Origin of the sequence: Lactiplantibacillus sp. B652 (assembly GCF_023806745.1) — a bacterium.
Classification (GTDB): domain Bacteria; phylum Bacillota; class Bacilli; order Lactobacillales; family Lactobacillaceae; genus Lactiplantibacillus; species Lactiplantibacillus pentosus.
On record NZ_JAMSKY010000011.1, the window covers coordinates 18,804 to 45,692 of the forward strand.

At 46.2% G+C, this 26,889-nt stretch carries 27 protein-coding genes and 1 tRNA gene; 6 read left to right on the forward strand and 22 right to left on the reverse strand.

The window, feature by feature from the left end; all coding sequences use genetic code 11:
• Nucleotides 1–282: 282 nt before the first annotated feature.
• Nucleotides 283–723: a hypothetical protein gene (locus MZO40_RS12930; RefSeq protein ID WP_003638191.1), complete on the reverse strand. Its 441-nt coding sequence runs from the start codon at nt 721–723 to the stop codon at nt 283–285.
• A 198-nt stretch (nt 724–921) separates the two neighbouring features.
• Between MZO40_RS12930 and MZO40_RS12935 the strand changes: the two genes are divergently transcribed.
• Nucleotides 922–1,107 (forward strand): hypothetical protein, encoded by a 186-nt coding sequence (locus tag MZO40_RS12935; RefSeq protein WP_082230254.1) that lies wholly within the window; start codon nt 922–924, stop codon nt 1,105–1,107.
• A gap of 368 nt (nt 1,108–1,475) precedes the next feature.
• Here the strand turns inward: MZO40_RS12935 and MZO40_RS12940 are convergent, their stop codons facing one another.
• Together MZO40_RS12940 and MZO40_RS12945 are read right to left on the reverse strand one after the other, a co-directional pair.
• Nucleotides 1,476–2,342: an alpha/beta hydrolase gene (locus tag MZO40_RS12940; RefSeq protein ID WP_105962122.1), complete on the reverse strand. Its 867-nt coding sequence runs from the start codon at nt 2,340–2,342 to the stop codon at nt 1,476–1,478.
• A complete protein-coding gene (locus tag MZO40_RS12945) occupies nt 2,335–3,642 on the reverse strand; it encodes a PTS transporter subunit EIIC (protein WP_050338891.1) in 1,308 nt (435 codons plus the stop codon). The genes MZO40_RS12940 and MZO40_RS12945 overlap by 8 nt, the downstream gene beginning before the upstream one ends.
• Before the next feature lie 134 nt (nt 3,643–3,776).
• On the opposite strand from MZO40_RS12945, the gene MZO40_RS12950 reads away from it, so the two are divergent.
• The 3 genes from MZO40_RS12950 (at nt 3,777) to MZO40_RS12960 (ending at nt 6,488) form a co-directional block, all read left to right on the forward strand.
• Nucleotides 3,777–4,217, forward strand: a complete 441-nt coding sequence (locus tag MZO40_RS12950; protein ID WP_088769830.1) for a universal stress protein — start codon at nt 3,777–3,779, stop codon at nt 4,215–4,217.
• 743 nt (nt 4,218–4,960) lie between these two features.
• Nucleotides 4,961–5,605 (forward strand): DUF3862 domain-containing protein, encoded by a 645-nt coding sequence (locus MZO40_RS12955; protein WP_181186604.1) that lies wholly within the window; start codon nt 4,961–4,963, stop codon nt 5,603–5,605.
• 94 nt (nt 5,606–5,699) lie between these two features.
• Nucleotides 5,700–6,488, forward strand: coding sequence for an FxLYD domain-containing protein (locus MZO40_RS12960; protein ID WP_105962120.1), 789 nt, complete (start codon nt 5,700–5,702; stop codon nt 6,486–6,488).
• A 294-nt stretch (nt 6,489–6,782) separates the two neighbouring features.
• On the opposite strand, the gene MZO40_RS12965 is transcribed toward MZO40_RS12960, so the two are convergent.
• The 7 genes from MZO40_RS12965 to MZO40_RS12995 form a co-directional block, all read right to left on the reverse strand.
• A complete protein-coding gene (locus MZO40_RS12965; RefSeq protein WP_003638181.1) occupies nt 6,783–7,157 on the reverse strand; it encodes a protein-export chaperone SecB in 375 nt (124 codons plus the stop codon).
• Nucleotides 7,158–7,178: 21 nt separating this feature from the next.
• Entirely contained in the window at nt 7,179–7,559 is a 381-nt protein-coding gene (locus MZO40_RS12970) for a hypothetical protein (protein WP_105921485.1), read from the reverse strand.
• A 41-nt stretch (nt 7,560–7,600) separates the two neighbouring features.
• Nucleotides 7,601–8,218 (reverse strand): hypothetical protein, encoded by a 618-nt coding sequence (locus MZO40_RS12975; RefSeq protein WP_252133323.1) that lies wholly within the window; start codon nt 8,216–8,218, stop codon nt 7,601–7,603.
• 215 nt (nt 8,219–8,433) lie between these two features.
• Nucleotides 8,434–8,506, reverse strand: a tRNA-Arg gene (locus tag MZO40_RS12980).
• A 47-nt stretch (nt 8,507–8,553) separates the two neighbouring features.
• Nucleotides 8,554–9,888, reverse strand: a complete 1,335-nt coding sequence (locus MZO40_RS12985) for a DEAD/DEAH box helicase (protein ID WP_003638176.1) — start codon at nt 9,886–9,888, stop codon at nt 8,554–8,556.
• A gap of 12 nt (nt 9,889–9,900) precedes the next feature.
• Nucleotides 9,901–10,908, reverse strand: coding sequence for a Gfo/Idh/MocA family protein (locus tag MZO40_RS12990; RefSeq protein ID WP_105962119.1), 1,008 nt, complete (start codon nt 10,906–10,908; stop codon nt 9,901–9,903).
• A 410-nt stretch (nt 10,909–11,318) separates the two neighbouring features.
• A complete protein-coding gene (locus MZO40_RS12995; RefSeq protein ID WP_003638174.1) occupies nt 11,319–11,519 on the reverse strand; it encodes a cold-shock protein in 201 nt (66 codons plus the stop codon).
• A 344-nt stretch (nt 11,520–11,863) separates the two neighbouring features.
• On the opposite strand from MZO40_RS12995, the gene MZO40_RS13000 reads away from it, so the two are divergent.
• A complete protein-coding gene (locus MZO40_RS13000) occupies nt 11,864–12,247 on the forward strand; it encodes a DUF4828 domain-containing protein (protein WP_252133324.1) in 384 nt (127 codons plus the stop codon).
• Nucleotides 12,248–12,600: 353 nt separating this feature from the next.
• Here the strand turns inward: MZO40_RS13000 and MZO40_RS13005 are convergent, their stop codons facing one another.
• From MZO40_RS13005 to MZO40_RS13055, 11 genes are all read right to left on the reverse strand, one after another.
• Complete coding sequence (locus MZO40_RS13005) at nt 12,601–13,377, reverse strand: GH25 family lysozyme (protein ID WP_050338899.1); 777 nt, start codon at nt 13,375–13,377, stop codon at nt 12,601–12,603.
• Nucleotides 13,378–13,401: 24 nt separating this feature from the next.
• Nucleotides 13,402–14,280, reverse strand: coding sequence for a MurR/RpiR family transcriptional regulator (locus MZO40_RS13010; protein ID WP_003638171.1), 879 nt, complete (start codon nt 14,278–14,280; stop codon nt 13,402–13,404).
• 218 nt (nt 14,281–14,498) lie between these two features.
• Nucleotides 14,499–15,380: an alpha/beta hydrolase gene (locus MZO40_RS13015; RefSeq protein WP_050338901.1), complete on the reverse strand. Its 882-nt coding sequence runs from the start codon at nt 15,378–15,380 to the stop codon at nt 14,499–14,501.
• Nucleotides 15,373–16,017: a PTS transporter subunit EIIC gene (locus MZO40_RS13020; RefSeq protein ID WP_252133325.1), complete on the reverse strand. Its 645-nt coding sequence runs from the start codon at nt 16,015–16,017 to the stop codon at nt 15,373–15,375. Before MZO40_RS13020 ends, MZO40_RS13015 begins: the two co-directional genes overlap by 8 nt.
• Before the next feature lie 21 nt (nt 16,018–16,038).
• Nucleotides 16,039–16,689, reverse strand: a complete 651-nt coding sequence (locus MZO40_RS13025; RefSeq protein WP_252133326.1) for a hypothetical protein — start codon at nt 16,687–16,689, stop codon at nt 16,039–16,041.
• Nucleotides 16,690–17,039: 350 nt separating this feature from the next.
• Nucleotides 17,040–18,485 (reverse strand): DUF4097 family beta strand repeat-containing protein, encoded by a 1,446-nt coding sequence (locus tag MZO40_RS13030; RefSeq protein WP_105962116.1) that lies wholly within the window; start codon nt 18,483–18,485, stop codon nt 17,040–17,042.
• A complete protein-coding gene (locus MZO40_RS13035) occupies nt 18,469–18,828 on the reverse strand; it encodes a PadR family transcriptional regulator (RefSeq protein WP_050338904.1) in 360 nt (119 codons plus the stop codon). Before MZO40_RS13035 ends, MZO40_RS13030 begins: the two co-directional genes overlap by 17 nt.
• A 636-nt stretch (nt 18,829–19,464) precedes the next feature.
• Entirely contained in the window at nt 19,465–21,804 is a 2,340-nt protein-coding gene (locus MZO40_RS13040; protein ID WP_252133327.1) for a cation-translocating P-type ATPase, read from the reverse strand.
• 336 nt (nt 21,805–22,140) lie between these two features.
• Nucleotides 22,141–22,716, reverse strand: a complete 576-nt coding sequence (locus MZO40_RS13045) for a TetR/AcrR family transcriptional regulator (RefSeq protein WP_056952189.1) — start codon at nt 22,714–22,716, stop codon at nt 22,141–22,143.
• A 355-nt stretch (nt 22,717–23,071) separates the two neighbouring features.
• Nucleotides 23,072–23,488 carry a UPF0158 family protein gene (locus tag MZO40_RS13050; protein ID WP_165860600.1) on the reverse strand — a complete coding sequence of 139 codons (417 nt, stop codon included), beginning with the start codon at nt 23,486–23,488 and terminating at the stop codon, nt 23,072–23,074.
• A 332-nt stretch (nt 23,489–23,820) separates the two neighbouring features.
• Complete coding sequence (locus tag MZO40_RS13055) at nt 23,821–24,147, reverse strand: toxin-antitoxin system (RefSeq protein ID WP_105921477.1); 327 nt, start codon at nt 24,145–24,147, stop codon at nt 23,821–23,823.
• A 465-nt stretch (nt 24,148–24,612) separates the two neighbouring features.
• Here MZO40_RS13055 and MZO40_RS13060 point away from each other — a divergent pair, with 465 nt between their 5' ends.
• Nucleotides 24,613–24,930 carry a type II toxin-antitoxin system RelB/DinJ family antitoxin gene (locus MZO40_RS13060; RefSeq protein ID WP_181186379.1) on the forward strand — a complete coding sequence of 106 codons (318 nt, stop codon included), beginning with the start codon at nt 24,613–24,615 and terminating at the stop codon, nt 24,928–24,930.
• A gap of 92 nt (nt 24,931–25,022) precedes the next feature.
• Here the strand turns inward: MZO40_RS13060 and rlmD are convergent, their stop codons facing one another.
• Nucleotides 25,023–26,399, reverse strand: coding sequence for a 23S rRNA (uracil(1939)-C(5))-methyltransferase RlmD (gene rlmD, locus MZO40_RS13065; RefSeq protein WP_050338909.1), 1,377 nt, complete (start codon nt 26,397–26,399; stop codon nt 25,023–25,025).
• Between the last annotated feature and the right edge of the window lie 490 nt (nt 26,400–26,889).

Sequence of the window (26,889 nt, forward strand, 5' to 3'; positions counted from 1 at the left end):
ATGTGTGTCGACCGCCAAGCGACGGTCATCCCCGCTTCAAATTCACCGGCAAACAATGATTGCTGAAGCCTTCAATCACACCTTTTGACCCCGCGACTAAACGCGCGCGTTGCCCGGTCATTTCTGACCAACTTCATTATAACATCTTTGTGGCGTCTTTGTTAGCGGTTACACAAGCTAGGGCTGATTCCGGCGGCGGGATGGCGCTCTTGATGGCGGGCTGTATTGATGAGGGTATAAAAAAAGCTTGTCAGTAATTCGACAAGCTAGACTGGATCATTATTATTCAGCGTCATTAGGTTGACTGTCATCAAAGTCGGCTGGCATGATGGCAAAGTTGCTTGCTTCAGTTGAGAGCAAGGCAGCGTAGGCCCGGACCTTAGCGGACAATGCTGGGATGATGGCCCCATTCAGATTGTTCAACATTTCTTGTTCATCGTCTTCGATGGCCTTGTTGTCGGATTGACGTTCGATGATGCCGACCATTTCACCACTCAAACGAACAATGGCAAATACTGTCGCGGTTAAATCGAACATTTCTTCCTTATAAGTAACTTGTAATTGCGCCTGAACGACGTCATCACCAAAGGTCTTCTTAACGTCTGGATTAGCAGCGGTATAGCTGAATTGGCCTTGCCCTGGCGTGTCATCTTCTTCAGAACGATCGTAAACGATTTGGAAATGTAAGTCTTGGATTGCGGAATTTAAAATTTCAATATTCATTATGCGAAACTCCCTTTTATATATTACTCTCACCTTAAAGGAAAACGGTTCAAATTACAATCACATTTCCCGGCTTTTTGTGAATTCTCGGTTAATCTCGTGTTAAGCTTTTGTAAAGTCAATAACACTTGGCGGCTTGACCTTTAACCCGAATACTTATAAACTGAATAAGTGTTTTAGTTAAAGGGGTTATCGATTATGAAACGACAGCGAATCCTCCCAGCACTGATCATTCTGGGAATTTGTGGCGGACTAGTTGCGACACCGGCAACCAATGCCCAAGCACTCCGCGTCCGTGGCACACGTATCACTCGGGTCAAACGCCACGTTCGACATCATCATCCGCGGCGTCACAGCCACCACCATGCTCGCCATCGTCGCTGAGCACGGATTGCTGACTGCTGACTGCTGACTGCTGACTGCTGACTGCTGACTGCTGACTGCTGACTGCTGACTGCTGACTTAGTATGACACCATGAGACTGATGTTGCGATACAAAATTAATGATAAATAAAACAAGCACTGCTGCCGTTATCTCGTTCACTGAAGATAACGGCGGCGGTGCTTGCTTCGTTTTGTAGCTGATTTATTCATGTGTCGACCCAAACCAACGCGCAGTATTACTCGCTATTTGAATCGCGTGTCTGCGGACCATACACCTGTACTGTGTGGCATTGCAAGCATTGCAGGTATGCAGATACTGCTGGTATTGCAGATGTTGCCCTAGTTTTCCACTCCATGTGCGTGCCGACCTAGTTTTGCACCCGCTGCGCATTTTGTTGCCGGATCTTATTTGGCAAGTTTTCTGCCAGCAGGTATTGTCGAATCAGGCTGACGATTTGTTTATTCTGCGGTAAGTCCGAATGGGCCGTATTGGCACCCGTGACAGTAATCTCCGTGAAATGCTTGACCTGGTCTTGGAAGATGTACTTGCCGTAATTGACACTATTGTACGGTACCGTGCCATCGCTAGTATAGTTTTCAGTTCCGGCAATCGAGTAGACGGTCAGGCTGCGTGGCAATCCAGAACGATACTGGTATAGCTCCTTGAACATGCTCGTTTTTGCTGTCGTGCTCGTCGATTCCATGTTATACGGAGACGCAATCGTCATCAGCCGGTCAATATGAACCTTAGGGCTGTCCTTCAAGTAGCGTTCCAAGAATAGCGTCCAAATCAAACCACCATTGGAATGACCCAGCGCATAGAAATGATTAAAATGATAAGTTTTCACCAACGCTTTAAAGGCCGTATTCAACCACACCGCTTGTTTGTCAATGTTCGCCTTGCCATCCCGATTATTCGCGAAGCCAATCACGATAAAGGGCTCGTTATCATTGGCGGCAATCGAGCCACTATACTTAATGGACCCGTCCGTCTCCACCGTGAGTTTCAAGACGCTGTGTTTTTGCGGCGTTTCTTTTCCTAATTCTGTAATTAAACTATCAAACCGGTTCTGTGAGGCACTCGATCCCGGCACCATGATAACTGGCGCCATCCGCGTTCGACCGGTATTTTTCAACGTTTTAATATTGGCCTGACTCCAGTTATAGGCTGGCCAGCAGACGGCCACTAATAAGCCTAATCCGAGTAGCCAGCACCACCAATTACGTTTAAGCATCCGCTTGGCCTCCCTCATCGACGTGGTTCGCTAGTAAGACAAATGGCAAGTAAATCGCCGTGGCAATCGCGATGTTGAGCACGCTCACCAGTAAAGCGCGCCAATCGCCACCGGTTCCTAACCAGCCCGTTAAGAATCCGGGCATCGTCTTGCTGACCGGGTAAACGACTGGCGGCATCCACTGTAGTTTGAGTGCGACCCACGTCACCAGCATACTCGCAATCGGCGCCAACAAAAATGGAATCGCCAGAATCGGACTATAGGCGATTGGCAGGCCCACGAGTAACGGCTGATTAATGTTGAACAAAACGGGTAAAGCGCTAGTTTTCGCCACGGTTCGATAATTGCGGTTGTGTGACCGCCATAAAATCGCAATCAACAATGCCAGTGTCATGCCGGGACCGCCAACATTGGCAAAAGCATCAAATAAAGTGTGCAACGTTACCGGATTAGGTGCGCCCCAGGCAGAACCATGTTGGAGCGCATATTCCAGGTTCTGGACCGTGCTGGTTGCGCTATTGCCGCTGAAATCGACCGGTCCCATAATGCCAATCAACCAGTACAAATTGCTGAGCGACCCGACACCGATAATTGCCAATACAGATGCACCTGGATTGCTGAACGGCAACGTAAAGACGGCGTAGAACAACCCGTTTAGGCCGCCCTTGCTGACAAAACTGATACCATAACCAATGAGACTAAACAGCAATAACGCACTGACCATCGGCACCCAACTCTGACGAGCGCGTTTTAACAAGTGGGTCTGATCCTCTAACTGTTGATGGACGTGTGGTCGACGCGCGAGATGGCTAAACAACCAGCCGGTGATCAAGCCGACCAATAATGCCAAAAAAATGCCTTGCGTCCCTAGGTTATTTTCTAAAAAGCGACTGCCCGTAGCTTGCCCATGATTACTAAAATAATTGTAATTAATATTAAGCATCATGAAACTAATCGCCGCGGTCAATCCCGCCAGCAAATTATCACGCTGCGCTGAACGCGCTACAAAGTTTGCAGCGGCGAACGCCCCAATAATCGCAATAATGCCGTTAATACTCAGGTTGAGCATCGTGGTATAGGTCGTCAGGTGTTTAAAGCCTGGCACCCAGTGACTCAAATAATAAATGCGGTTTAAAAAACCATTGCGCTGAAAAATAGCTTGATTCAAAAAACTGACGTACGCCCCAATCAGGACGAACGGAAACAGTAATGTCAGCGTATCTCGGAGCGCGCGCCAATACCGCTGCCGCTCGACGACCCGCTCAAACCGCAATAGCGCGTGTTGAACTTGCTTGAACATACCCGATCCCCCCAAAGAAATTCATTGCTTTTAATATACGCCTGTTGGGCGCGCTTGCCCACTAGGTGCGTTTAATTTTCTTGCCGACCACTTATCCATTATAATGAACATAAAGATAAGTGGAGGTGGTTAAGATGCCAAGCCGTTATACCAATATTTTAGTTCCCGTTGATACTTCTGATGCTGCCCAAGCGGCGTTTACCGAAGCTGTGAATATCGCCCAGCGACACCAAGCCAACTTAACAGCGCTCTATGTCGTTGATGACAGCGCCTATCACACCCCGGCACTCGACCCAGTTCTAGCTGAACTACTGGACTCCGAAGCGGCCCACGCCAAGGACGCCATGCGCAAACGGCAGCAATTCGTCGCCACCACATCGGCGCCTAACCTGAAGACTGAAATCAGTTATGGCATTCCTAAGCACACCATTGAGGATTATGCCAAGCAGCACCCGGAGATTGACTTGATCGTACTCGGTGCGACTGGCGCCGACTCCCCCAACCGCGTGTCCGTCGGCTCAACGACGAGCTACGTGGTCGACCATGCCCCTTGTAATGTGATTGTGATTCGTTAATTATTCGGCCCCATCTTGCTCGGTTAGTCGGGAGATGGGGCCATTTTTTGTGGATCATGTGTACTTTGAGGCGCTTGTTGACTGGTGATTGCTGCTGGTTGGTGGGTGCTTTTTTGTGGCTGTGGTATGAAATGGTATAGCTTGGATATGCAGTGACGAGATTAACTGCAGTGTAATAATGATTGTCTGATTATTCAGCCGTGGCGCGTGTATTGACCATGCGATACAGCGCCCTGCTATGCTACAGCGTCATGGCAATTATTGGACAGACAAATCCGCTAGACGCACTCAGGCAGCATATCGACACAGTATACATATTTGACAACACTCGCTTATTAACTGGCTTGTTGATTTTAAAATACATGAAATATGCTGAATATTGGCATCGTTATACGGTATAGTTATTATAACGATATTTATTTCACGTCTATAATTTGTTTATACAGCAGTCGCCCATCACACTTGCGAGATTTTACAATCGGGGGTCTGTCTCGCGGACATGCTTGTGGTGGGTCACTACCATTGTTGGTAGCGCTTACTCTGCCATGACTCAAAGCCTGTCAGATCAGTTTTGTGCCAACAAATATTTTGAACACCATTCTCACGCTTCATCGCAGACAGGTATACGCTGTATGTCCACTTTGTCATCAGCGTGCCCTTTTCTACTTGAAATAACCCGCATTTCAGCTATTGACCAACAATCTCAAGTCATAAAAAGGTGTAATTATTTTGGAGGAATCACCATGAAGAAAATCACCACGCTCACTGCAGTACTCTTGGCAGGGCTAACACTAACTGCTTGCGGCAGCACTAGCAGTTCATCATCATCCAGTTCTAAAGCATCCACCAGTTCCAAAACGTCTACTAACAAACGGTCGTCGTCAAGCGCTAAAACGACGACTGGCATTTCACTTGCGAACTACAAGCAAATCCAAGTTGCGCTTCCCAACAACGGCACCGCAACGACTGAGACCAAAGTCAAGGAAATGTTTGGCAAGCCAGACCAGAGTACTAAGACCAGTATTAGCGGGCTCGATAAAGAAGCGACCCAATATACCTGGACCAATGTTGATCAATCATTGAGCGGTGCAACTGTGACTGCCAGTTTTTATGGTGGTAAAGCAGTTGCCAAGGGCTATAGCAATGCTTCACTAACGCCGAATGACAAACTCACAACGGCCACGCTCAATGGCATCAAGGAAGGCGACACGCTGAGTTCAGTGGAGGCAAAACTGGGGACGCCTAACGCTGAATCAATCTCGGGTTCGGGTGTCTTGAGCGCGCAAATTATTAACTATACCAGTATCAAGGGGAAATCTGGAGCGTCGGTGTCATTCACATTTACTCATAATCGATTGGTGACGACGACGAAGACTAGTTTTAATTAACGGGTTTCTCAACCCGTTGGATTTGAGCTACTAGATCGATCCATCACGTCGAAAACAATACACTGAAGTCTTATTATTAATTGGAGGATTCATTATGACAACACATATTCATTGGCGTAAAGTAACCGGACTATTACTTGCACTGCTGCTGTCAATCACACTGGTCGGCTGCTCGAACAAAACCAGTAAAACCAAGTATTACGACAAGGATTTCATCACCAGCTTGGAACAAGGACTCGAAGCACGTTGGAAATTAACGGATGAAGTTGGTGACCAGGATATCAATCAATCGGATTATAAGTCGTTTATCAATGCTGAGCTCAAACAAATTTCCAGCTATTCTTCCAAAAAGTTCAAAAGTACGTTCCTACAAGAAAACGCCATTGCTTACATCAATAGTTTGAAGAATCAAAAAAAGGCGCTTAAATCTTATAACGACTCCGATTTTTCAACTAAATGGAATAAGGCGTATGACGCTCGCAATGCGATTCTGGTGAAAATTGACAACAAGTACCATTTGAAAGTCGATTCAAAATATAATTCTTATCTCGTAGAGCTTCGGCAATCCGGCAATGCAGCCAACAAAAACACAACGCGAAATGCAGCTGTAGACAGTCTGATCAAATCAATCAAGTTTAATGACAAAACTGATGATGGTTCTGGATGGATTGAATACAGTGCAACCGTCGAAAATACCACAGGAGCTAATATTAAAAACTTTTCTGCAGTAGTCAAATTAAAGGATAAGTCCAACGTCACGACTGATACGCAATACGTTAACACTGAAAATTGGAATAAAAATGAAAAAGTGAAGTTTAAGTTCTCTACTGACAAAGATTTTGCATCATACACCGTCACGAAAGACTACGTCGACTTTGACTAAACAATAATTCCCGCATCAAATTTAGGTGCGGGAATTATTTGTTATTTTACAATCGGACCTCGCGTTCATTGAATATCCGAATGGGACGTAAAAAAGCACCAGTACGCGATGGTTAACGCGCTGATGTTTTTAGCCAACTAAATAATGGTACTTCCTCAGAGCGCCATACAGGTGCAAAGCTACTGGCCTACCAATTATTCATACCGCTATGCGCACTATAAGCCTAGTTGGATGACCCCTGCTATGTACGCCCCTTTTGTACAAAAAGAATTGTTACTGTTAGCAAACCCGAATTCATTCTCCATCCAATGTATTAATTGTTGGTAAAACGATTACTTCTGATGAATCTAAAGTTGACACCATTGAAATAACGCTCCGGGCATACGGAAAAAGTATTGCCACTCCGTTCACAGCCAAAGCTGTTGCAATTTTACTGTTATCCAACTCATTTGAAACTTCAAAATATCCTTCCAATTCTAAGTCAATCACTAGTGTTGACTTTCGAACCTGAATATTTAGAATAACTTTTGCCTTCTTTTTATCAGAAGTGAGCGCAGACTTACTTTGTATTTGAACATTCTTATCCATCTGGTCAGCTTTTACTTTGTCTCTGACCATTTGTAGATTCTGTATCTTATATCCCTTAAAATCAATAATTGGCTCGCTCATTGTAAGTACCTCGTTGTAAAATTATTTTGAATAAAAAAGAGAGGCACCATTGCCTCTCAAAATCGACATATCGGAATCAGGCAAATCCGAGTAACAATCATCCTCTGAAAATGATGGCTCATTAATTTCGACCTTTAAAGAGAGATTTTTGGTATCCTCATCGGTTTCTAAGGAAATATCGAAATCAATATATGGTTCTGGATTACTAGTCTGAATTTCTTGTTGTTGCCGCTGCAATAACTTATTAGTTAATAATCGAGCAGCTTGTGTTGCCATAAACTGAGAAAACATTTCATCATTCTTTTGCCGAAGGACATCTGCTTTCTTTTCAAGGGCTTGCCTATTGTTCAAATATTTTTGCTTTAAAACACGTGAAGTTTCATCAAGAATATTCTGCCTCATACGCGCTCCCTCCATAGCTACATAATAGCATACTTTTGTTATCACACACCAGCGAGCCCCTTTATTTTTTCCATTTTTCGAATTGTGTAGCACTTACCAACAATATCGTCTAATTTGAACTTATAACTAACGATATCCGGCTTAAATGGCTTTTTCCGAATCTTAACCAGAATAAAAAGAATTAGAGAAAGACATACGCACTGTGCCTTGGAACTATTTCCCATACCGTCCATGATAAAGTTCAGAAGAAAAGTCCCCACCAATAAGTATGCATCTATTACCTCATCATCGAAAAACTTATTCCGTAAATCTTCTTCAAAGTTATTTTGAAAGTAATTTGCAATCATCATCAGATCCTCTGGTGAATCAAAATCGAACTCGTTAACTGGTGTGTAGACATCAATTTTAATAACAGTAGAGTTGGGGGTATACGCTTGTGCTTCATCCAAAAATTTAAAACAATATACACCACTGCCTAACCACGGCATTTCCGGGATACCCAGCCATCGATTAGGAAAATCGGCATACGAATCATAAGTATCAATGTTATCTAATAGCTTATCCATAAAATATGGAAAATCATACTGAGTTGGATTAATACGTTTCTGAGCTAATATTTTATCCGCATTCTCTTTTGAAGTACTATGAAAAAAATCCACTACACAATCCCCCTTGTGACAAGAAAAATTATCTCATCTTTAAAACGCTTTAGCAATTAATAGTCCTTAACAGTTGTATAAAATCAAATACAGCCAATGAAATCGCTAAAAACGCTAGTCGATTACAACTAATTAGGGGATTGTATGGCTTAACAAAAGACACTCATCATCAAAGTATGAGTGTCTTCACGCAGATTATGAAACGTTCATTCAATTGACCTTACCCGGACTCGAACCGGGATCAACCGCTTAGGAGGCGGGTGCCCTATCCAGTTGTGCTATAAGGCCATTAACAATCCGTAAAATATCATCTCACGGATTGTGATTTTTGGCAATTACTGATTGCTAAAGCGGTCACGATTTTTCTTGCGCATGCCCTTTTTCTTGGAATGCTTGTTGTGACCCTTCTTCTTTTTAGGCGGTGTCGGGATATGACGCTCCTGAGTCGCCTGCACGCGATTGACCTTGTCTGGGTGACCAACACTCGTCACGCGATGACGGCCGTTAGTCGCCTCACCAGCCTTCTCTGGGTGGTCAAACGTTAATGGTGGGACCACCTTGTCTGGTTTGGTATCCACGATATGATAATCGACCAAATAGCCTGGCTTGATTTCATAGTCGGTAGTGGCCATCAATTTCTTGAAATCACGAATATCATGATCATCACCAAAGGTCAGCACAAGGCCATCCGCACCCATCCGACCAGTCCGACCACTCCGGTGAATATAGGTCGTCACATCTTTTGGCAACTGATAGTTAATGACTGCGGGCAACTCGGGCACATCGAGGCCCCGGGCAGCCAAGTCAGTCGTCAGTAACAAGCCCACCTTGCCCTGCCGAAATAGGCGCAGGGCTTTTTCACGTTCAACCTGGCGCTGATTACTGGTCAACGCAACGTAACTAACGTGTTGGTGGCGCAATTCTAGGGCAACGTGTTGTAATTCCTGCATCTTATTGAAGAAGACTAGCGCCCGCATGTGGTCGACCCGACTGATTCGCTTTAATAAATCAACGCGGTGGCGGTTACCGACTTGCATTGTGCGGTGGCGCACCACACCCTGTGTCTGGTCGATGGCGCGCACGTCGATTTTTTCAACGTGCTGGCCGAACCAGCGTGGAAGTTCATCTAAAATCTTGGTCTCAGTCGCGGAGAAGAAGCCCAACTGCAGGGTTTCAGCAAACGTCGCGTCTAAGATTTCACGAATCTGATCTAAAGTCTCATCCGTCAACAGCTCATCCGCTTCATCGACGATCATCATTTTCAAATGGCCCAATTTGATTTTGCCGTCCGCAATCAAATTAGTGATTCGCCCAGGCGTCCCAACGATCACTTCCGGGTGCTTCTTGAGCTTTTCCATCTGCCGCTTGACGTTGGCGCCACCAGTGATGGCGAGCACCTTGGCGTCGATCAGCTGACCCCACTCGCGAACCACGTTGGTCGTTTGCATGGCTAATTCTTGCGAAGGTGCCAAAATCAACGCTTGCGTGCCCTCGCCAACTCGTAATTTTTCAAGCATTGGCCAAGTGAACGCCAACGTCTTCCCAGAGCCGGTCGGTGCGAGTCCTAATACTGACTGTCCCGCTGCCAGTGGTTCAGCGACCGCAGTCTGAATCGGCGACAATTCGGTGAAACCAGCCGCCGCAAATTTGGTTTTAAATACGTCTAACATAGTGCCTCATTTCTATTCATCGGTAGCCGGAGTCTCACCCGTAAACGTCAAGTGAGCCGATTGCCGTAAATTAAATAATAGTTTATTCACATTGCGACTGAGTTGTCGCCAAGCCAAGTAGTCTGCTTGATATTTTGCTGGGTCATTGATCACAGCCGCAAAGTCACGCGCCTCCGCCAACATTGGATTATCATCGGGCGCCACGCCAATATTGTGCGCGTTCCCGTCATTATCCTGATAAGTCACCTGACCCAATTCGGCCGGATTATCCATCACGATAGCATCACGGGCACCGTTGATTTCAGAAGGCAAAAACGAGTTGCTAGTCTTGCCGACATTCAAGGTGACCGTGAAATCCGCGTAACGTAAGATGGCGACCCCTTTGCCGTCCACCCCGGTCCGTGTCAACGTCGGATAGTAAGCGACTTCTTCTGGCATCCCGAACCAGCCGACAGCATCATAGGCCAAGTAAACGCCCAAATCTTGCAGTGCCCCACCCGCATAGTTCAATGAGAAAATATTGGGCTCTTCGCCAGCCAGCACGGCATCGTAGCGAGACGAGTACTTCATGTACGTCAACGTCGCGCCTTGAACCATGGCCAGTTTTGAGATTTGTTCCTTGACCCGTTTGAAATTAACTTCATGAATCTGCCGCGCCGCTTCAAACAACCGCACATCGGGGTGCGCAGCTAACACGGCGTCTAATTGCTCGAACTCCCGCTGATTCGTCACGGCTGGCTTTTCAACAATGACGTGCTTGCCATAAGCGATGGCCTGCTTAGCTTGGGCAAAATGCAGACTGTTCGGCGAGGCAATGTACACCGTATCAAAACTGCCCTGACTGAAGAACTCATCCAGATCCGTAAACGTTTCTGCCGCATGATTTTTGTCGGCAAAGGCCTGCGCAGTGTCGGCGTGACGTGAATAAACGGTCGTTAACTGCCATTCTCCAGATTCAACCGCAGCATCCACAAACTGCTGGGTAATCCAATTCGTCCCAATAATTCCAAATTTTAACATTGATTGTACTCCTCTCAATGGCGCCCCAAATTAGCGGTGCTTACTCATAACTCTATTTTAACAGTTTTCAGCGCTGAGTTGGGCGGCAATGATTGGTCAGGAGGACTTTTAGCGTGATAATTGGTTTTTCAGAGCAAATTGGCCGATAAACCGAGTCGCAGTCAGACGTCAAACTTCCACCAGATTCCCGGCTTTAGGAGCTCTAATCCGGCACGCAGTCTGATGATGGTTGACAGAAACTGCACTTGACGAAATGGCGAACAGGGCGAACAGGGCGACTCAAGGTAAGCTGGCGATCGAGACTAAAAACCGAGGTGCTCCCCCCAAAAAATTGTCGTACGATATTATCACGCCCCAATTTTGGCCGAAAAAAAGAGCCGCCACGCGGGCAGCTCTTTTAAAAGCTAAGCTTATTGAGGAACAACGTTAGCAGCTTGTGGGCCACGATCGCTTGATTCTTCATCAAAAGTAACTTTTTGGCCTTCTTCTAAGGTCTTGAAACCGTCAGTTTGGATAGCTGAGAAGTGAACGAATACATCGTTGCCATCTTCACCAGTGATAAATCCATAACCCTTATCAGCATTGAACCATTTTACAGTACCATTTTTCATGAACTAAATCCTCCTAGGATATAAAAAATTAAAGTAACAAAACAAATGTTATTAACACCTATAAAGAATTTACGGTAACACAATTAAATGATACTTTAAAACTTCACATAAATGCCAATCACATTATATAGATTAACACACTCACCCAGTAAATTCCAATCAGAACCCAAATTAATTCAAAAAAAGTACTAACCCCCGTCACCCAAGTTAACGAATTGTTACGTTCATTACCCGCAAGTAACAAGTGAATAAAGCCTTTGATAAGAAGCCACTTATTACGTGACGGAGACCGTATTTTAGTGGTATATTTTAACCATAGACTTATCCGAAAGAAGGTTGATCCGGTGAAGCGACGAGGCGCAATTTTATTTGGTTTATCATTATTAGCAGGACTCTCCAGCACATTGGTCCGCAAACGTCACCCCAGCCAGATTGCTGATGGTGATCTAGCCGTGTTCTATGCTGGCACCTGGACGTACCGCGACGAGGCTCATCACCGGGATCACACGCTCGAAATTGACCCCAACATGATGATTCGCATCGACGGTCGCGCCATGCCCGCAACGGTTGAATCCATCTCATCAAGTGAACTGATTTTACTCGATCAGTACGGGTTTCACCTTGAAGTTAAAGCGAGCGAGCAGCGGCCCGTCGCCCTATTCGACGAAGCCGACGACCGCAGTTACGTGATTTTATCACCGCACCAAGCCAAACGCTTAACTGATTAAACCCACGCAGCTACTGGTTCATCAGCTGCTTTAAAATAAGTCCCAAGCTCATCATCTGATGGTCTTGGGACTTATTTTTTGATTCGGCGGTGCTTAATTAGTGTAAAGATTTATTGCTAGTTTGCACGTTCACCACTAGTGCCAGCACTTGGTACTGGTTTAAATCCGGCAATTAAATACTACGTACCAATTTAAATGCACGCTGATAATTGAAATACCCGTCATTAATTAATTTGAACGCTGGCCACTAACTTACAGGTGCACCACTAGATTAGGAAACCACTATTTGAACCGTACAATTCTAGTCCTACTGCGTAACACGCATTTAAGCATCCGCCGCCAAGTCAAGCTTACTAATTCAAACTCTCCGCAACGACTTGATTATACTGTGCCGAATTACCGTTAAAAATCAAGCCACTAAACTCTTGGCGCGTTCCATTTTGCTGATAAACGGCGCGGTCAGAATAGTGCATGAACAGCACACGTTTGGACCGATGATGGGTGTTCGTCGTATCCAGCCACAACGGGCTCTGCTTAATCGCCGGCTTCACGACTTGTTTCATTAATTCTGGCGTCGACCAGATCACACACTTGCGGTCATAATCCTGCGTCAGCTTGGTCACGAGTGCGCGTAATTTTTGTCGCGCTTGCCGCACCGCAATCGTTTTATCCGTATAATTGCCATAATAATTGACTTGAATCGCAATCGGTAAATTGCCGATGCTGTCGCCGACCGTCTTCTCAAAATAGGCAGCTTGGGCTGACGCGGACGACGAGAAACTAAACGTATGGACAACGCCCACGCCGAGACTGGTCCCGATAATGCGTTCATAGTTGCTGGAAAAGTTGTCATCTGTATAGCTCGCGCCTTGAGTCGCATGCATATAGACAAACTTCAGGCCGTCATTTTGCAAGGCTGCAAAGTCCAAGTAGCCGTCATTTTGCGAAACGGCGACGCCTCGAATATTGAAGCCTTCGACGACGGACGCACTCCGCCAGCGTAACCACATCAACCCACCCCAAATACTACCGAGGAGCAGGACTAGAATTAACAGCCAGCCAAGTCGGTGACGCCAGCGCGCCCACCGCGTTCGTGCATATACTGGTCGATAATGTTGCCGCTTTGTCATCTCATCAATCCTTTGCCTACAGCATTAAAGCTCTGTTCGCGTCTGACTAATGGCCTCGCGAACCCGGCCAAGACTTTCAGCCATTTCGATATTCCCGTGAACAGCCGTCATCAAAAAGAGACTGTCGATAATGCTCATTTGCGCAATCAACGAGGTCAGTCCTTCTGAACGATAATTAATTTCTTCGGCCACCGAGATAAAGGCGACCGTGCTATTTTTTGCCAATGGTGAATTGCCGAAGCTAGTTAGGGCAATCACCGGCACTCCTTGCGAGTTTAAGGTCGATAACACTTGTAGCGTCTGCTGGTTGCGTCCAGTGTGTGAAATCACAACAGCGACGTCCTGAGCATTCATCTGGGCCGCCTGCATCAGTTGCATATCATAGTCGCTATTATGCGCACATGGAATGCCCGTGCGGACGAATTTGTGGTAGCCATCTAAGGCTGCGACCGCCGAGCCTCCGAGGCCGTAAAACCCAATTGAGCGCGCATTTAACAATAATTCGACCGCCTGTTTTAAGTCGGCCTCCGTCATCACCTGACTGGTCTGATCCAGAGAGCTCCGAATACTATTGAAAGTCGATTCAGCAATGCCCTTAAAAGTCGTTTGCTTTTCAACATCTTGAAAGGCTTCGGCATTCGTCTGTTCGATGGGTTCCGCGGCCGTTAACTCACGTGAAAAATCGCGAAAACTGCTAAAACTAATACGTTTAACGAACCGTGAAACGGTCGCTGTCGACACGCCAACTGCCGCGGCTAGATCTGAAATCGACTGCGCCGCCGTTTTGACTGGGTCGGCAATAATATAATCCGCAATCTTGCGGTCAGTAACACTGAGATTCGGATAATAAGACCGAATCAGCGTCAGAACGCGATTACGATGTACTGGTGTTTGTGTGGACATGCTGACCACCTCCATGTCCAAATTTTACCACAATTCTGATGGTCACTATCAATTTCTTGTCATCATCACCAATTGACGTGCTGTTTTCGCTGACCAGTCAGCTGCCGCGAATCACCAACAATCACCGTCATCAGCTTTAATCATCCGGCTAAAGAAACGCTGGCACGCTGCCAACCAATCTGATCTGCTGACAGGCTGAGCGGTTGGCTTCTGATAAATTATGGCGTCGGATTTGCCGAGATCAGTCCCTTGTTCGTCGGTTTATTTTTATCGAGCATATAAGTCCGAATCAAGGTCACGATTTGCGCGTTTTGAGGCAGATCTGAGTGTTGGGCATTATTCCCCGTGACCGTGATTTCAGTGAAGTGTTTGACCTGGCCCTGATAAACGTACTTGCCCGCTTCTACACTGCGCGCGGGGACTAGGCCGTCCGAATCGTAATTTTCAGTCCCAGCCACCGAATACATCGTGGCAGACTTCGGTAGTCGGTCCCGATATTTGATGAAATCCGCCAGCATCTGAGTCTTATGATTCAGATTTGCTTCAGAAAAGTTATACGGCGAGCCAATCGTCATGATGCGCTTGACCGTAATATCATCCCGATTAAAATAATGCTCGAAGTAATACGTATAAATCAGCCCACCATTCGAATGACCGATGGCTTTGAAATTATTAAATTGATATTTGGCGGCCAACTTTTTAAACGCCAGCGAGAACCAACGCGCCTGTTTTTTGATATTGTCATAGCCGTCCCGATTATTTTGAAAGCCGACGACAATAATTGGCTCATTGTCCCGCGCCCGCAACGTTCCCGTCATTTTGATACTGTCATCCGTGTTGACGGTCAATTTGATCAAACTATGCCGGCGATGATCCGCCTTATTGAGCTGTTTGACCAGGGTATCAAACCGATTTTGAGTGGCACTACTCCCGGGAATCATGATGATCGGTGACATTTGCGAGTCATGACGGCCAGTCATCGCGGCCACATTGGCGCGGGTCCAATGATAAGACGGGCCAACTAGGCAGCCGAGGAAAATCAAGCCCAGTATTAAAACTAGCAGACTACGCCGTCGACGCCAATTTGGTTGATTACGCATTTGAATCGCCTCCCACCGACTGCTGAGCAGCGCGCACAATGGCTTCCGCTAACCGCATGAATGGCAAATAAATCGCGACTGATAACGCTAAGTTGATTAGCCCTAACCCAAGCGCCACCACGTTTCCGTTTGTCCCGATAAAAGCAATCAACGGCCCCGGAGTCCCAATCGGTACTGGGTACACGACCGGTGGAATCCAATGCAACGCAATCGCGATGGCTGCGGTGCCCATATTGACCAGTGGCGCCAGAATAAATGGAATCAGATAAATTGGATTATATAGGACTGGTAACCCAGTCAGTAACGGACCGTTGCTATTGAAGAGTGACGGCAACAAGCTCCACCGCGCGACGACGTGATAATTATGATTATCGCTGCCGATATAAATTGCAATCAGCAGTGCGAGCAACATCCCCGTCCCACCGAACGTGCCAAACGCGTGATAGAGCGTGTTTGCCGTGTACGGATACGGGACATGATAAGCCGAATGGTGCGTCAGGGCATAATTCAGGTTCGCAGTCATCGTCGAACTATTGGTCACCAACCGTTCTTGATAGGGCCCCGCTAATCCCAGAATTTCAAGTAAAAGCGCTAACGCGGCTAAGGCAAACGTCATCCAGAGGCTGTGACTCGTCATCGCGTACTTTTGAAACGCCGACTAGCTGTCCATCGAATAGGTCAAAATCATCAACCAATTCAGGGCCAAACTAAGCCCCACCGCTAGCACTAAGATCAGGGCCATCGGTAACAACGAGCCAAACGTCCGGGTCAATATATCGGCCGTGTGCGGACTGGCTTGTTCGGGCACGGGTTTACTGAACCATTTAAAACACAAGCCGGTCAGACCACCAACCAGCAGTGCGCCCGTCAGGCCATTCGTCCCAATCAGCAACGTATTAAAGAGACCAACTTGATTCTGATTCGTATATTGATAGGCAATGATTAGCAAGGCAATCGCCGCGGTCAACCCAGCTAACTGGTCATCGCGCTGATGCAACTTGGCATGATACTTGGCCGCCCCAAACGCCGCTACGACAGCCACCCCATTCAGCGTGAGCGTCGTCAAACTATCAAAGGGATAGTGTAAGTAACGATAATACGGCACCCACTTAGACAAGTGAAAAATACTGGCAATAAAACCCGACTTAGTCAGAACCGTCAGCTGAATAATCTGGCTGAACGTCCCAATTAAGATAAATGGAAAAATCAACATCAGGGTGCGCTGAATGATACGATAAAAATTGGTTTGCCGGAAACGGACTAGGCGCGGCACTAACCGTTGAATTAATTGCTGCTGACTGATTCCCATTGACAACCCCCCGATTCCTGTCATTTACTGGTTCTTATTATAAGCCGTTTAGTCCGCTTCTGCCTATTACAATCTTTCACAAATTTTGACACGTCAACATTATCGATGATTGTATTAACAAAATTATGCTCGCGATAGCCACTGGTGAGCGTTCTCGGGCTGCATCTGGTGAATTCATGTCAAAGTAAAACCGATTATTCGGCCTGATTTATCGCACAATCTCGTGAGACTCATCACATCATTTATTGATTGCTAATCTGCAACCAAAAAACGTGCAGGTCAGTCCTTGACTTGGACTCACCTGCACGTTTAGTAATTAATTGATTAATTGTTAACGATGACCGAACTGATTATCTTAAACTAATCGACCCTGACCGTGCGCGACCACTAATCAGATAAGTGGCCGTGGTACCGACCCGACCCGCCTGGTAACCATCCGCATGGTGATCCACTTGGGCAAAGTGCGGCGCGGTGACTCGACCACTTTGGGACTCTAATTCATAACGGTAGCTGGCATCTGTGGGTGTCGAAACCTTGATCGATCCACTATGTGCCGCAAGCGTGGTATCCCCGTTAATAGCGGCCAAGGCAAGCTTGATGCTCCCCGATTTGGCCGTCCATTGACCGCCACCACGGACTTGCTGGCCGCTAACGCTACCACTAGTCACACGGACGTTGTAATTCCCAGCAGCGACGTCAAGTAGCCGCGCCCGACCGCTTTTAACGTTCAACACTAATTGTTCAGCAACCTGAACATCAGCCATCGTCAAGCTTCCTGATGTCACCTCGCTGGTGAAAGTCGTCATACCAACCGCCACCAGCCGGGCACTACCACTGACAACTTGGAGTTGTAACTCAGACAAGTGCTGGAGATTGCCCATAATGACGTTGCCGGAGCGGTCGCTCAGTGTCAGTTGACCTGCATATGACGCTGGAATCAGGATTTGGACGTGGACCCGTAATGGAATCAAAAACGGCACCTTGCCTTGCACGATTTCAAGTCGGTCCTCAAACGTCGTGACCTGACTGTAATAAGCCGGGTTATTATAATTCATGTAGTCACGAATAATCACGTCATCCCCCGCTTCACGCGTTGGCAAGACTTTGACCGTCGCTGCGCGATAATTGATGGCGATGTGTGCCAATCCAGTCAGTGACACACGTTGCTCATTGACCAATGGATGCCGTTCACGATAGACGTCGTCCAGGTTCGCGGTGACGTGCTGATTCGACTCGTCAGTCGCGGCATCGTCCGTGGTTGACTGCTCCTGATCAGCATCGGTTTCGGGCTGGGACGTTTCACCTGGTCGCTGTGACTGTTCCTGTTGTTGCGACTGCCCACGTTGTTGCGAGCGTCGTTCATCGTCAAAATCTGTCTCGGCCTGGTTTTGAAGACCGTGTTCATCCAGAATCCAATTGCCCACCTTCAACCCATTAGCATCCGCTTTGATGGTGCCGTTATTAATTGAGAGGCCGTCCGCATTGATTTTGAGCGTCTTACCATCGTCAATTTCAATGCCGTTGTCATCCACGATGACTTGATGTCCGTGGACGTGTTCAGCAGTCCCATTCTCTTCGTTGATCTGTTTGATCAAGGCATTAATATCACCGAAGTCACTAAACGCTCCGGCGACCGCCTCTTCTGGTTCAAGTCCACTAGCTGCTTTATCATTTGCCGCTTCGTTCAAATCAGCTGATAGTTCCGTTTTTAATTCTGCCAATGCGGCAGTGTCTGGTTGGTGCTTAAAATAAGTATTCAATCGCATTGCGACGAGTTGTTCAATCTTGGCTGACATCGGCCTCAATCCTCCCTAAAATCAATTCATCAATCACTTGCTTTGCAAAATTCCATTCATCGATATTGTGTTGCAGTGTCTGTTGGCCCTGCGTCGTAATCTGGTAATACTTGCGCCGACCACCCTGCGTTTCATTGCCCCAATAGCTGCGAATATCCCCATTTTTCTCTAACCGCCGAAAAACGGTGTAGAGTGTTGCTTCGTTGATGACGTACGCGCCATGGCTCAACTGCTTGATGGTCTTCGCAATCGCATAGCCGTAACTGTCACCCTGGTTCAAAATATTGAGCACAATGGTTGTCGTGTGCCCCCGAATCGTATCCTTGGAAATTTCTGGTTTCACCAAATTGACCTCCTCTCAACTACTTTGTCAGACATAGTAATTTGATGAACATAATATACCACCAATTACTGTGTGTGTCAAAGTAATTTGTTCTGAAAAATGTTCAGTTCTCAATTGGGGCCCATTTTTGAGAATTAAGTGCCGCCGGAATCATGCGATTGACGCCAAATGTGCGCATGTTTGCCGAGTAGTGCGATAGCCACCGCTGGTTTAATTTTCCACATAACTAACCCGGCGTCGCCCTTACAATGGCCGCATCTCATCTAAAACGCAATTAATTATGTTAGCCGCGGTACCAATGCGCTCATTCTGTCGATACGCAAAAAAGCGACGCTGTCTGCATCACACGTCGCTTAATATCGAATCTATTAATTTTGAATTGTGATTACCGGTCAGCAGTCCAGTTGCCCGCCGTAACTATACACAACTCAGGCATCAGTTTTTCAGCTATTCAGATTGAACTGCACTTGAGATTGGCAGCTGACCCGGTTTCTCACGCCATTCACACAAATGCAACCGTGTCACAACTAGTGTAACCAGTCAGAAACTCTGGCCACTAATTACAAGCCACTATAATTACAAACTAGTTAGCATACCAGCTACTATAATGACAAACTGGTTAACAGTGACTACCCGCTATCGCCAGTTAATTCGGCTCAGCACCCGTTTACCCAAGCCGTTTTGCAAGATAATGAAGACTGGGTAGGCGCTAATCATCAGTGGCAAGTAAATCATTGCCAGCGACCAATCCAACAGATTGACTAGCGAGAAAATCTTGCCACCAAATAAGAACACGAGAACAAATAAGGTAGCCATCAAAGCGACCAGCCCGATTTTAAACCGGTTCAGTGGTCGTGCGGCAATCAGCAAGGCGTTCAAACTAAAAATTCCCGTCATCAAGACGCTCAAGGTCGCGGTCGTTTCAAAGTTCAAATTGAAATGGCTGCCGAGCGCCATAATAATCATAATATAACTGACGACACACAGGGCGGCTGGCACCGCAATCTCCATGACTTGTTTCATAAAACGACCCGTAATTCGCGTATAATCTGGCTGTAACGCTAAGAAGAATGTTGGGATTCCGACCATCAGCGAGGAAATCGGCGTCAGTTGAATCGGCTCAAACGGGTAGCTGTGGCTCATAAAGATAAAAATCAGCGTCAACGCTACCGAATACATCGTTTTGATCAGATACAAGGCGGCGACCCGCTCAATATTGTTGATGACCCGCCGACCTTCATTTAAAACTTGGACCATCGCATCAAAATTTGAATCAATTAGGACAAAGTCGGCGAGACTCTTCGTGGCTTCACTCCCACTCGCCATGGCGATGCTACAGTCGGCTTGTTTCAACGCTAACAAATCATTGACCCCGTCACCCGTCATCGCCACCGTATGACCATCACGTTGATATGCTTTGATCAACTGTTCCTTTTGTTGCGGGGTCACCCGACCGAATACCGTGTAATCCGCAACCAATTGGTCATAGTTAGGGTCATCACCGACCTGGCTCATGTCGACAAGTCGCTCTGCACCCTGAATTTCCGCGCGTTTGGCAATACTTGCGACCGTCACGGGATTGTCTCCGGAAATGACTTTCAACGCAACATCCTGATTGGCAAAAAAGCCAAAGGTGGCTTTCGCTCGCGGACGTAATTCATCCGTTATTAAGATTAAGCCCAGACACTTTGGCGCCGTTGGTTTAGGCGTCGTCAGAGCCGCAACTTCCGCAAGCACTAAGACCCGGTAGCCTTGTTGCGCCAATGACTGAATGCGCGCTTGTAGATCAGTTGGTACCGTTGTAAAAATAAATTCCGGTGCGCCTAAGACTTCCGCATGATCTGCAAACGCCGCCCCACTCCATTTCCGACTAGACGAAAACGGCATGACCTGAGTTGGCTGAACATCCGGTTGGCCTAACGCTGCTTTGATTGCCTGGGCGGTCTCATTATCATCATCAATGGCTGTGACCAATGCGGCCAGTCGGTCTTCCACAGCCTTCTGAGCAATCTGGCCCCATGGTTCGACCCGTTCAAAGACGAGCTTGCCACTCGTAATCGTCCCGGTCTTATCTAGGCACAGCGTATCGACCCGCGCGAGCGCTTCGATTGCTGGTAACTCCCGGACTAAGACCTGGTGACGACCAAGGGTAAACGCCCCGGCAGCTAGGGCCACTGAGGTCAGTAACACCAGCCCTTCTGGAATCATACCGACCATTGCCGCCACGGTTCCTAAAATCGCGCGATTCTGGCTTTCACCACGCATCATTGTCGAAATGAAGAGTCCGGCACCTAGTGGAATAATCGTGAACGTCAATATTTTGATAATTCGATTGATAATCGTTAATAATTGACTCGGTGTCCGCCGCTTCTGTTTGGCCGCCCGCGCCATCTGTTTGATAAAGCTACCGTGTCCGACCTGTGTCGCCTGCACGACCCCGTGGCCACCAAGGATGACACTGCCGGAGACCAGTTCGTCACCGGCGCCCTTAATGACGGGGTCAGCTTCACCGGTAATTTGCGACTCATCGACTTCGAGGCCACTCGTTTCACGTACCAAGCCGTCGACTGGAAGTTGCTCACCACGTGTGACCAGTAATAAATCATCCTGGACGATTTCATCCTGTGCAATTGCCAACGTTTGGCCATCGCGCCGGACTTTTACCTTCGTAGCTGACAACAGCGACAACTTGTCCACCTGCCGTTTAGCCCGAATCTCTTGGAATATCCCGATTGCCGTATTGACGATGACGACGAATAGAAACAGCATGTTCTTATAGCTACCCGTCAACAGGACTAATCCGGCTAACAAAACATTGATACAATTAAAAAGTGTCAGTAAATTGTCACGAAAAATCTGTTTGACCGACCGCGTCAAAGGCGGTAACGGCTCATTTTTTAGGCCCGCTGTCAGGCGCTGGTCAACCTCTTTGGACGTTAACCCGTGTTCAATTGCTGATAAATAACGTTCTGACATGGCGCGCCCTCCCCGTTTACAAAAATAACGTTAACCTTATTGTAAACGATTTTTTAAAGGCGATGCGAAAAAAACGCCCGAATTTATGCTTTCCATTGTAAAATTAATCTTTTCATTATGATTACGATACTATCAAACTGATTGCCATGGGGCTAGAAGCTGCGCACGTGCTTCACAACCAAGGCTGACAGCGCCAACACGCTTCTGTGACTGCCTGCCCATTTTTGTGTTATTACGGCACTAATCATCCGTGACGTGTCCCACAAAGTTGGCAGACATTTTGCATTTTGACCGAATAAAAAAACGGCCACCCGATATGGCTAGCCGTGATTATCATTAATCGTTAGTTTCATCCGCTGGTAAATGCGTCTGGTCAATTGCCAGCTGCATGACCTTTGTAAAACGTTCATCAAGTTCTGTCCCGCTCATTTTGAAAAAGCCACCGATTTCCTGAATGATGAAGCCGAATAAAGTCGACCGGTACAACGTATTTTCAACCCGCGCTGAGTCGTCCAATTGTAAAGGTTTAAACATCATTTGATACAACTGCACGATTGCTTTACGTGAGCGTGGAATCTTCAAGTTGTCATTCAAATCCAGTAATAGCGGTGCCAAACGTTGATGTTGAACACAGGCCGCCCGAAATTCCTGTGCAAAGGCCATCAAGGCTTCATCGCCATCAACATTGGCAATTTTTTCAGTCAACCGATCAGCCACATTTTGAACAAATTGGAGGCCGACCTGATCCAATAGATCACTCAGGCTATCAACATAATTATAAATGGATTGTGGCCGGACATCCAAAACTAACGCTAAGTCACGAATCGTTAATCCGTTAATACCCTTACTCTCAATTAACTGATTAGCTGTCGCTAATACTTTTGCTTGTGTTAGTGTTCTTCTCTTTACCATTATGCTCCCCCGTTTTTTGGTTTATTTCGTGTTTCATTATAACCCATACTGCGCAAAAACCGGGATAAAACGCTTATTTTTTATTTATTTTAAGATATTCGATGGCGTTTGCGTTTAATAATTGACCAATAAATACAATTATTTACGGGGGTACTTATTGAAATTCAAATAGCCAACTGACCCACACCGAAAAAATTCAACCAAGCGTAATCTTGATAAATTGTCACATAAGCATTTTTGTTTTTAGTGTATTAGTTGTCGCTAACTGGCTAAGGGTGATAACCAATTTGTAAGTGGCTAAATCAACACCAACTGCCTAAAATCATCGCAAACATTCACGCTTACAAAGACTCCCCTATTCTTCATATGGCACGTCATTTTCGTGGCACCACTCAACGGCCATATCGTGATAGGCTTGCGCTTCAAAATCATACCATTGCTCTAATAAACCAAGTTGTTCAATTGTTGACCGAAACCTACGAAAGGCGCCTCGGCCACTGATTGCTTGTTCTAGCCGCTCTCTTTGACGATCATCGGCCACTTGATCAACATAATCCCTCATAATCTGATAATCGTGAATGTCGATCTCAGTTGGAAAGCTCACATAGTCATCACGATTGTCATCAATGGCTTCTGCTAATTTATCATTGCTGTCGTCATCCGCAAATTGATCATTTACTAGTACCACAATCTCATCCGTTGAACGACGGTAGTAGTAGACCATACCATCTTCAGCATTAACAAACGGGTCAACCAGATCATCTAATTTCATGGAAAACATCCTTTCACGCTCACTAGAGTATAGGTCCATTGTAGCCCTTTCCACGGACTATTTCTGCTAGGGTCAACAATTTATGTGATTGTGGTCAGTTTCAATTACTGAGGGCACCAAGGCGCTGCTACTAGCGTCACTAGGATGCTTAGTTCATAGTAATTGTAATTAAAAAGTCTAGCTTTAATTGCTAGACCAAGTTGGCACAATAATATTCTTAAACTGTCCTTGTTGCGTGATCCAACATCAGGGACGCTGGCAATATCATCGTAAATATTGTCCAAAAAGACTGGTTTTATTGGCTTCATCATTACTCATTTTCAGAGATGCATTTACAGGCCAATTGCCTTAGCAGCTTCCTCTTTAGTCATTGTTACGCCATCGTCCGAATCCTCAATTAGACGATCCATCGCTTTAGGCAACTGCTTTTTCATCTTTTTGAACTGGGTGATTAATTCTTGGCCTTCGTACCCTTGATGAACCAAATCCTGAAGAATGTTTTCACTAAAGTCTAAGCAGTCATCGTCCTGAGCAAATTCATAAAAGATACCATAATCGGTTAGATGTGGCCTAACCGTTACACCAACACCAATGTTGAATGATTCAGGAACCGTTAGCGTAATCGCATTACCCTGCCGTCTAGTTTTTGTCGTTTTCATGACTATCACCTCTTCGTGAATGATCTCATCATTTGTAATAATTGCTTATGATTATAACTTGATGCTCGCCTTTTCAACAAACTATTCCATACAAATAGACCAGCAAAAGGCCCTATATAGAGCTGTCTTGAAACTAGAACTTCAGGTACAATCTGAGAAAAAACGAATCGCGGCTATTCTCATGCCGATACCTAACCGTTACGTACTGGAGAATAGTCAACGAGAAACAATTAAAGGCTACTTCCCAACATACTGCATTAGCTCCTCCTCAAGACTATACGCCCGTACCGTCTGTAATACCACCTTTTGAATCATAATTATGTGATTAGCTTGCACCATAAATGAAGATAATACTCACACTATTTACGCTGGACGAGTTCACTGACGAAATGATTGCAAATGCTTGCTATTAGATTGCAAAAAAGATAATGACACATCAACAACTTGAATGTGGAGGTAATTAATATGGCAAAGCCAATCAAAAAAACAGCCAGCGTTTTTACTAGAGTCAGCCCAGAACTGAAGAACCAGGCTGAAGATGTATTAGACAAACTTCAAATTCCGATGTCAACAGCACTCAGTATGTTTCTACAACAAGTGGTGGAACAACGAGGCATCCCTTTTGAAGTCAAGCTTCATCATCAACCATTAGATGCCTCGACTTTAACGACAGAACAATTTGATCAAGAAATTCAAAAAGGCTTCGATGACTTTAAGCATGGTAAGACCTACACTGACGAACAAGTACACCAACAATTACAAGAAAAGCATCGTCAATCGTGACAACAAAAAAAGTGTACCAATTTCCGTCAACAAAAACGGAACTGGCACACTTTTCAGCTATCATGAATACCTTTATACCGGCATTCAAAAAACTATTTTTCTTTACGTTCCAGCACCGTCACCGATTCAATATGCGGCGTCTGTGGGAACTGGTCTACAGGTTGAACTGGTGCACTGATCTGGTACCCGTATTCCGCAAACCGTTGAACGTCGCGAACTAAGGTCGATGGGTTACAACTAATGTAAACGACCCGTTTTGGTGCCATTTCGCCGGCGCTCTTGATGAAGTCAGCGTCCAGACCCTTGCGTGGTGGATCAACGACGATCACGTCTGGCTTGATACCATCCGCTTGCCACTTAGCCATCGCTTTTTCAGCGCTATCCAGCACAAACTTGGCATTCGTGATACCATTCTTATCCGCGTTCTGGCGAGCATTATCAATCGCAGCGGGAACAATTTCGACCCCATACACCTGCTTAGCATGTTGCGCCATCGTCAGTGAAATGGTTCCGATACCGGAATAAGCGTCAATCACCGTTTCGTTGCCCGTCAATCCAGCGCGGTCAATCGCCAATTGATACAGTTTTTCAGTCTGTTGTGGATTGACCTGGTAGAATGATTGTGCCGAAATAGCAAACGTCAATCCTAATAATTGGTCATCAATTGTCGACTTTCCTGCTAACACGTTGTTAACTGGCCCTAAAATAACGTTAGTCTTCTTTGAGTTAACGTTTTGAATCACACTGACCACTTCTGGTAAGGCGGCTTGAATCTCTTGTGTGACCACGTCAGCCATTGGTAAGTGCTTCGTCCGAGTGACGATGACCACCATCATCTCGTGGCTGTAGTAACCCCGACGAACCATAATCGTCCGAATCGTGCCACTATGATGGAATTCATCATAGGCTGCTTCGTGATACTTCCGCAAAATGTCGCGTACGACCACGATTGCCTTATCAATTTCAGGATCCTGAATATAATAATCTTCAATTGGCATCAATTGATGACTGTTCTTCTTGTAAAAACCAGTCGTTAATTGTCCCTGAACCTGACGAACAGGCACTTGCGCCTTATTCCGATACTGGGTCGGATTGTCCATCCCAATCGTTGGCAAGACTTCGACATCATCCATGTGCACTTTAGCGAATAATTCAGCGACCTGATGTTGTTTGAATTTCAGCTGTTCACTGTATTCTAGGTGTTGCAATGGCGCAATCCCAGTCTGCCGATAAACGCGGCCCTTTGGATTGACCCGGTGCGGACTGACTTGGTTGATTTTTTCAACTTCCCCGAACGCAAAATTCTTTGTCGTCTTCGTCACTTTGACCGTGATTTTTTCTTCCGGTAAGGCATTTTCAATAAAAATCGGGTAGTTATCAACTTTGGCAACTCCCATGCCTTGATACGTTAAGTCCATGATGATGACATCTAACACGTCACCCTTATGCACTGGTAAATTAACTTTCATTGGTTTCCTCTTGCTTTCTTTGTGGGTTCTTTTGATTGTCTGTTTGGCTGGATATAACTGTACTACCAGGCGTTCAAACGGGTCGCAGGTCGTGTTGCTAAGCTGAACGTGCACTCGTTTTGGGTCGAAACTGCATCATTTCATTTCACACGCCCCGTCCTAGCCTTGCTGTTAAAACGTTCAATCTTCAGCTGTGCACTCCGCTTGCTACGCCAGTTGACCATTGCCAAAGCCGCAATAATCAACTCACTCGGTCTCGTCCTAGTCTTATTGTCGAAACGTGCAACCTTCAGCTGTGCACTCCGCTTGCTACGCCAGTTGACCATTGCAAAAACCGCAATAATCAACTAGCTCGGTCTCGTCCTAGTCTTACTGTCGAAACGTGCAACCTTCAGCTGTGCACTCCGCTTGCTACGCCAGTTGACCATTGCAAAAACCGCAATAATCAACTAGCTCGGTCTCGTCCTAGTCTTACTGTCGAAACGTGCAA

Coding starts and splice junctions, on each gene's coding strand:
- MZO40_RS12930 (WP_003638191.1), bottom strand. CDS start 723: ATGAATATTGAAATTTTAAATTCCGCAATCCAAGACTTACATTTCCAA.
- MZO40_RS12935 (WP_082230254.1), top strand. CDS start 922: ATGAAACGACAGCGAATCCTCCCAGCACTGATCATTCTGGGAATTTGT.
- MZO40_RS12940 (WP_105962122.1), bottom strand. CDS start 2,342: ATGCTTAAACGTAATTGGTGGTGCTGGCTACTCGGATTAGGCTTATTA.
- MZO40_RS12945 (WP_050338891.1), bottom strand. CDS start 3,642: ATGTTCAAGCAAGTTCAACACGCGCTATTGCGGTTTGAGCGGGTCGTC.
- MZO40_RS12950 (WP_088769830.1), top strand. CDS start 3,777: ATGCCAAGCCGTTATACCAATATTTTAGTTCCCGTTGATACTTCTGAT.
- MZO40_RS12955 (WP_181186604.1), top strand. CDS start 4,961: ATGAAGAAAATCACCACGCTCACTGCAGTACTCTTGGCAGGGCTAACA.
- MZO40_RS12960 (WP_105962120.1), top strand. CDS start 5,700: ATGACAACACATATTCATTGGCGTAAAGTAACCGGACTATTACTTGCA.
- MZO40_RS12965 (WP_003638181.1), bottom strand. CDS start 7,157: ATGAGCGAGCCAATTATTGATTTTAAGGGATATAAGATACAGAATCTA.
- MZO40_RS12970 (WP_105921485.1), bottom strand. CDS start 7,559: ATGAGGCAGAATATTCTTGATGAAACTTCACGTGTTTTAAAGCAAAAA.
- MZO40_RS12985 (WP_003638176.1), bottom strand. CDS start 9,888: ATGTTAGACGTATTTAAAACCAAATTTGCGGCGGCTGGTTTCACCGAA.
- MZO40_RS12990 (WP_105962119.1), bottom strand. CDS start 10,908: ATGTTAAAATTTGGAATTATTGGGACGAATTGGATTACCCAGCAGTTT.
- MZO40_RS12995 (WP_003638174.1), bottom strand. CDS start 11,519: ATGAAAAATGGTACTGTAAAATGGTTCAATGCTGATAAGGGTTATGGA.
- MZO40_RS13005 (WP_050338899.1), bottom strand. CDS start 13,377: ATGACAAAGCGGCAACATTATCGACCAGTATATGCACGAACGCGGTGG.
- MZO40_RS13010 (WP_003638171.1), bottom strand. CDS start 14,280: ATGTCCACACAAACACCAGTACATCGTAATCGCGTTCTGACGCTGATT.
- MZO40_RS13015 (WP_050338901.1), bottom strand. CDS start 15,380: ATGCGTAATCAACCAAATTGGCGTCGACGGCGTAGTCTGCTAGTTTTA.
- MZO40_RS13020 (WP_252133325.1), bottom strand. CDS start 16,017: ATGACGAGTCACAGCCTCTGGATGACGTTTGCCTTAGCCGCGTTAGCG.
- MZO40_RS13025 (WP_252133326.1), bottom strand. CDS start 16,689: ATGGGAATCAGTCAGCAGCAATTAATTCAACGGTTAGTGCCGCGCCTA.
- MZO40_RS13030 (WP_105962116.1), bottom strand. CDS start 18,485: ATGTCAGCCAAGATTGAACAACTCGTCGCAATGCGATTGAATACTTAT.
- MZO40_RS13040 (WP_252133327.1), bottom strand. CDS start 21,804: ATGTCAGAACGTTATTTATCAGCAATTGAACACGGGTTAACGTCCAAA.
- MZO40_RS13045 (WP_056952189.1), bottom strand. CDS start 22,716: ATGGTAAAGAGAAGAACACTAACACAAGCAAAAGTATTAGCGACAGCT.
- MZO40_RS13050 (WP_165860600.1), bottom strand. CDS start 23,488: ATGAAATTAGATGATCTGGTTGACCCGTTTGTTAATGCTGAAGATGGT.
- MZO40_RS13055 (WP_105921477.1), bottom strand. CDS start 24,147: ATGAAAACGACAAAAACTAGACGGCAGGGTAATGCGATTACGCTAACG.
- MZO40_RS13060 (WP_181186379.1), top strand. CDS start 24,613: ATGGCAAAGCCAATCAAAAAAACAGCCAGCGTTTTTACTAGAGTCAGC.
- rlmD (WP_050338909.1), bottom strand. CDS start 26,399: ATGAAAGTTAATTTACCAGTGCATAAGGGTGACGTGTTAGATGTCATC.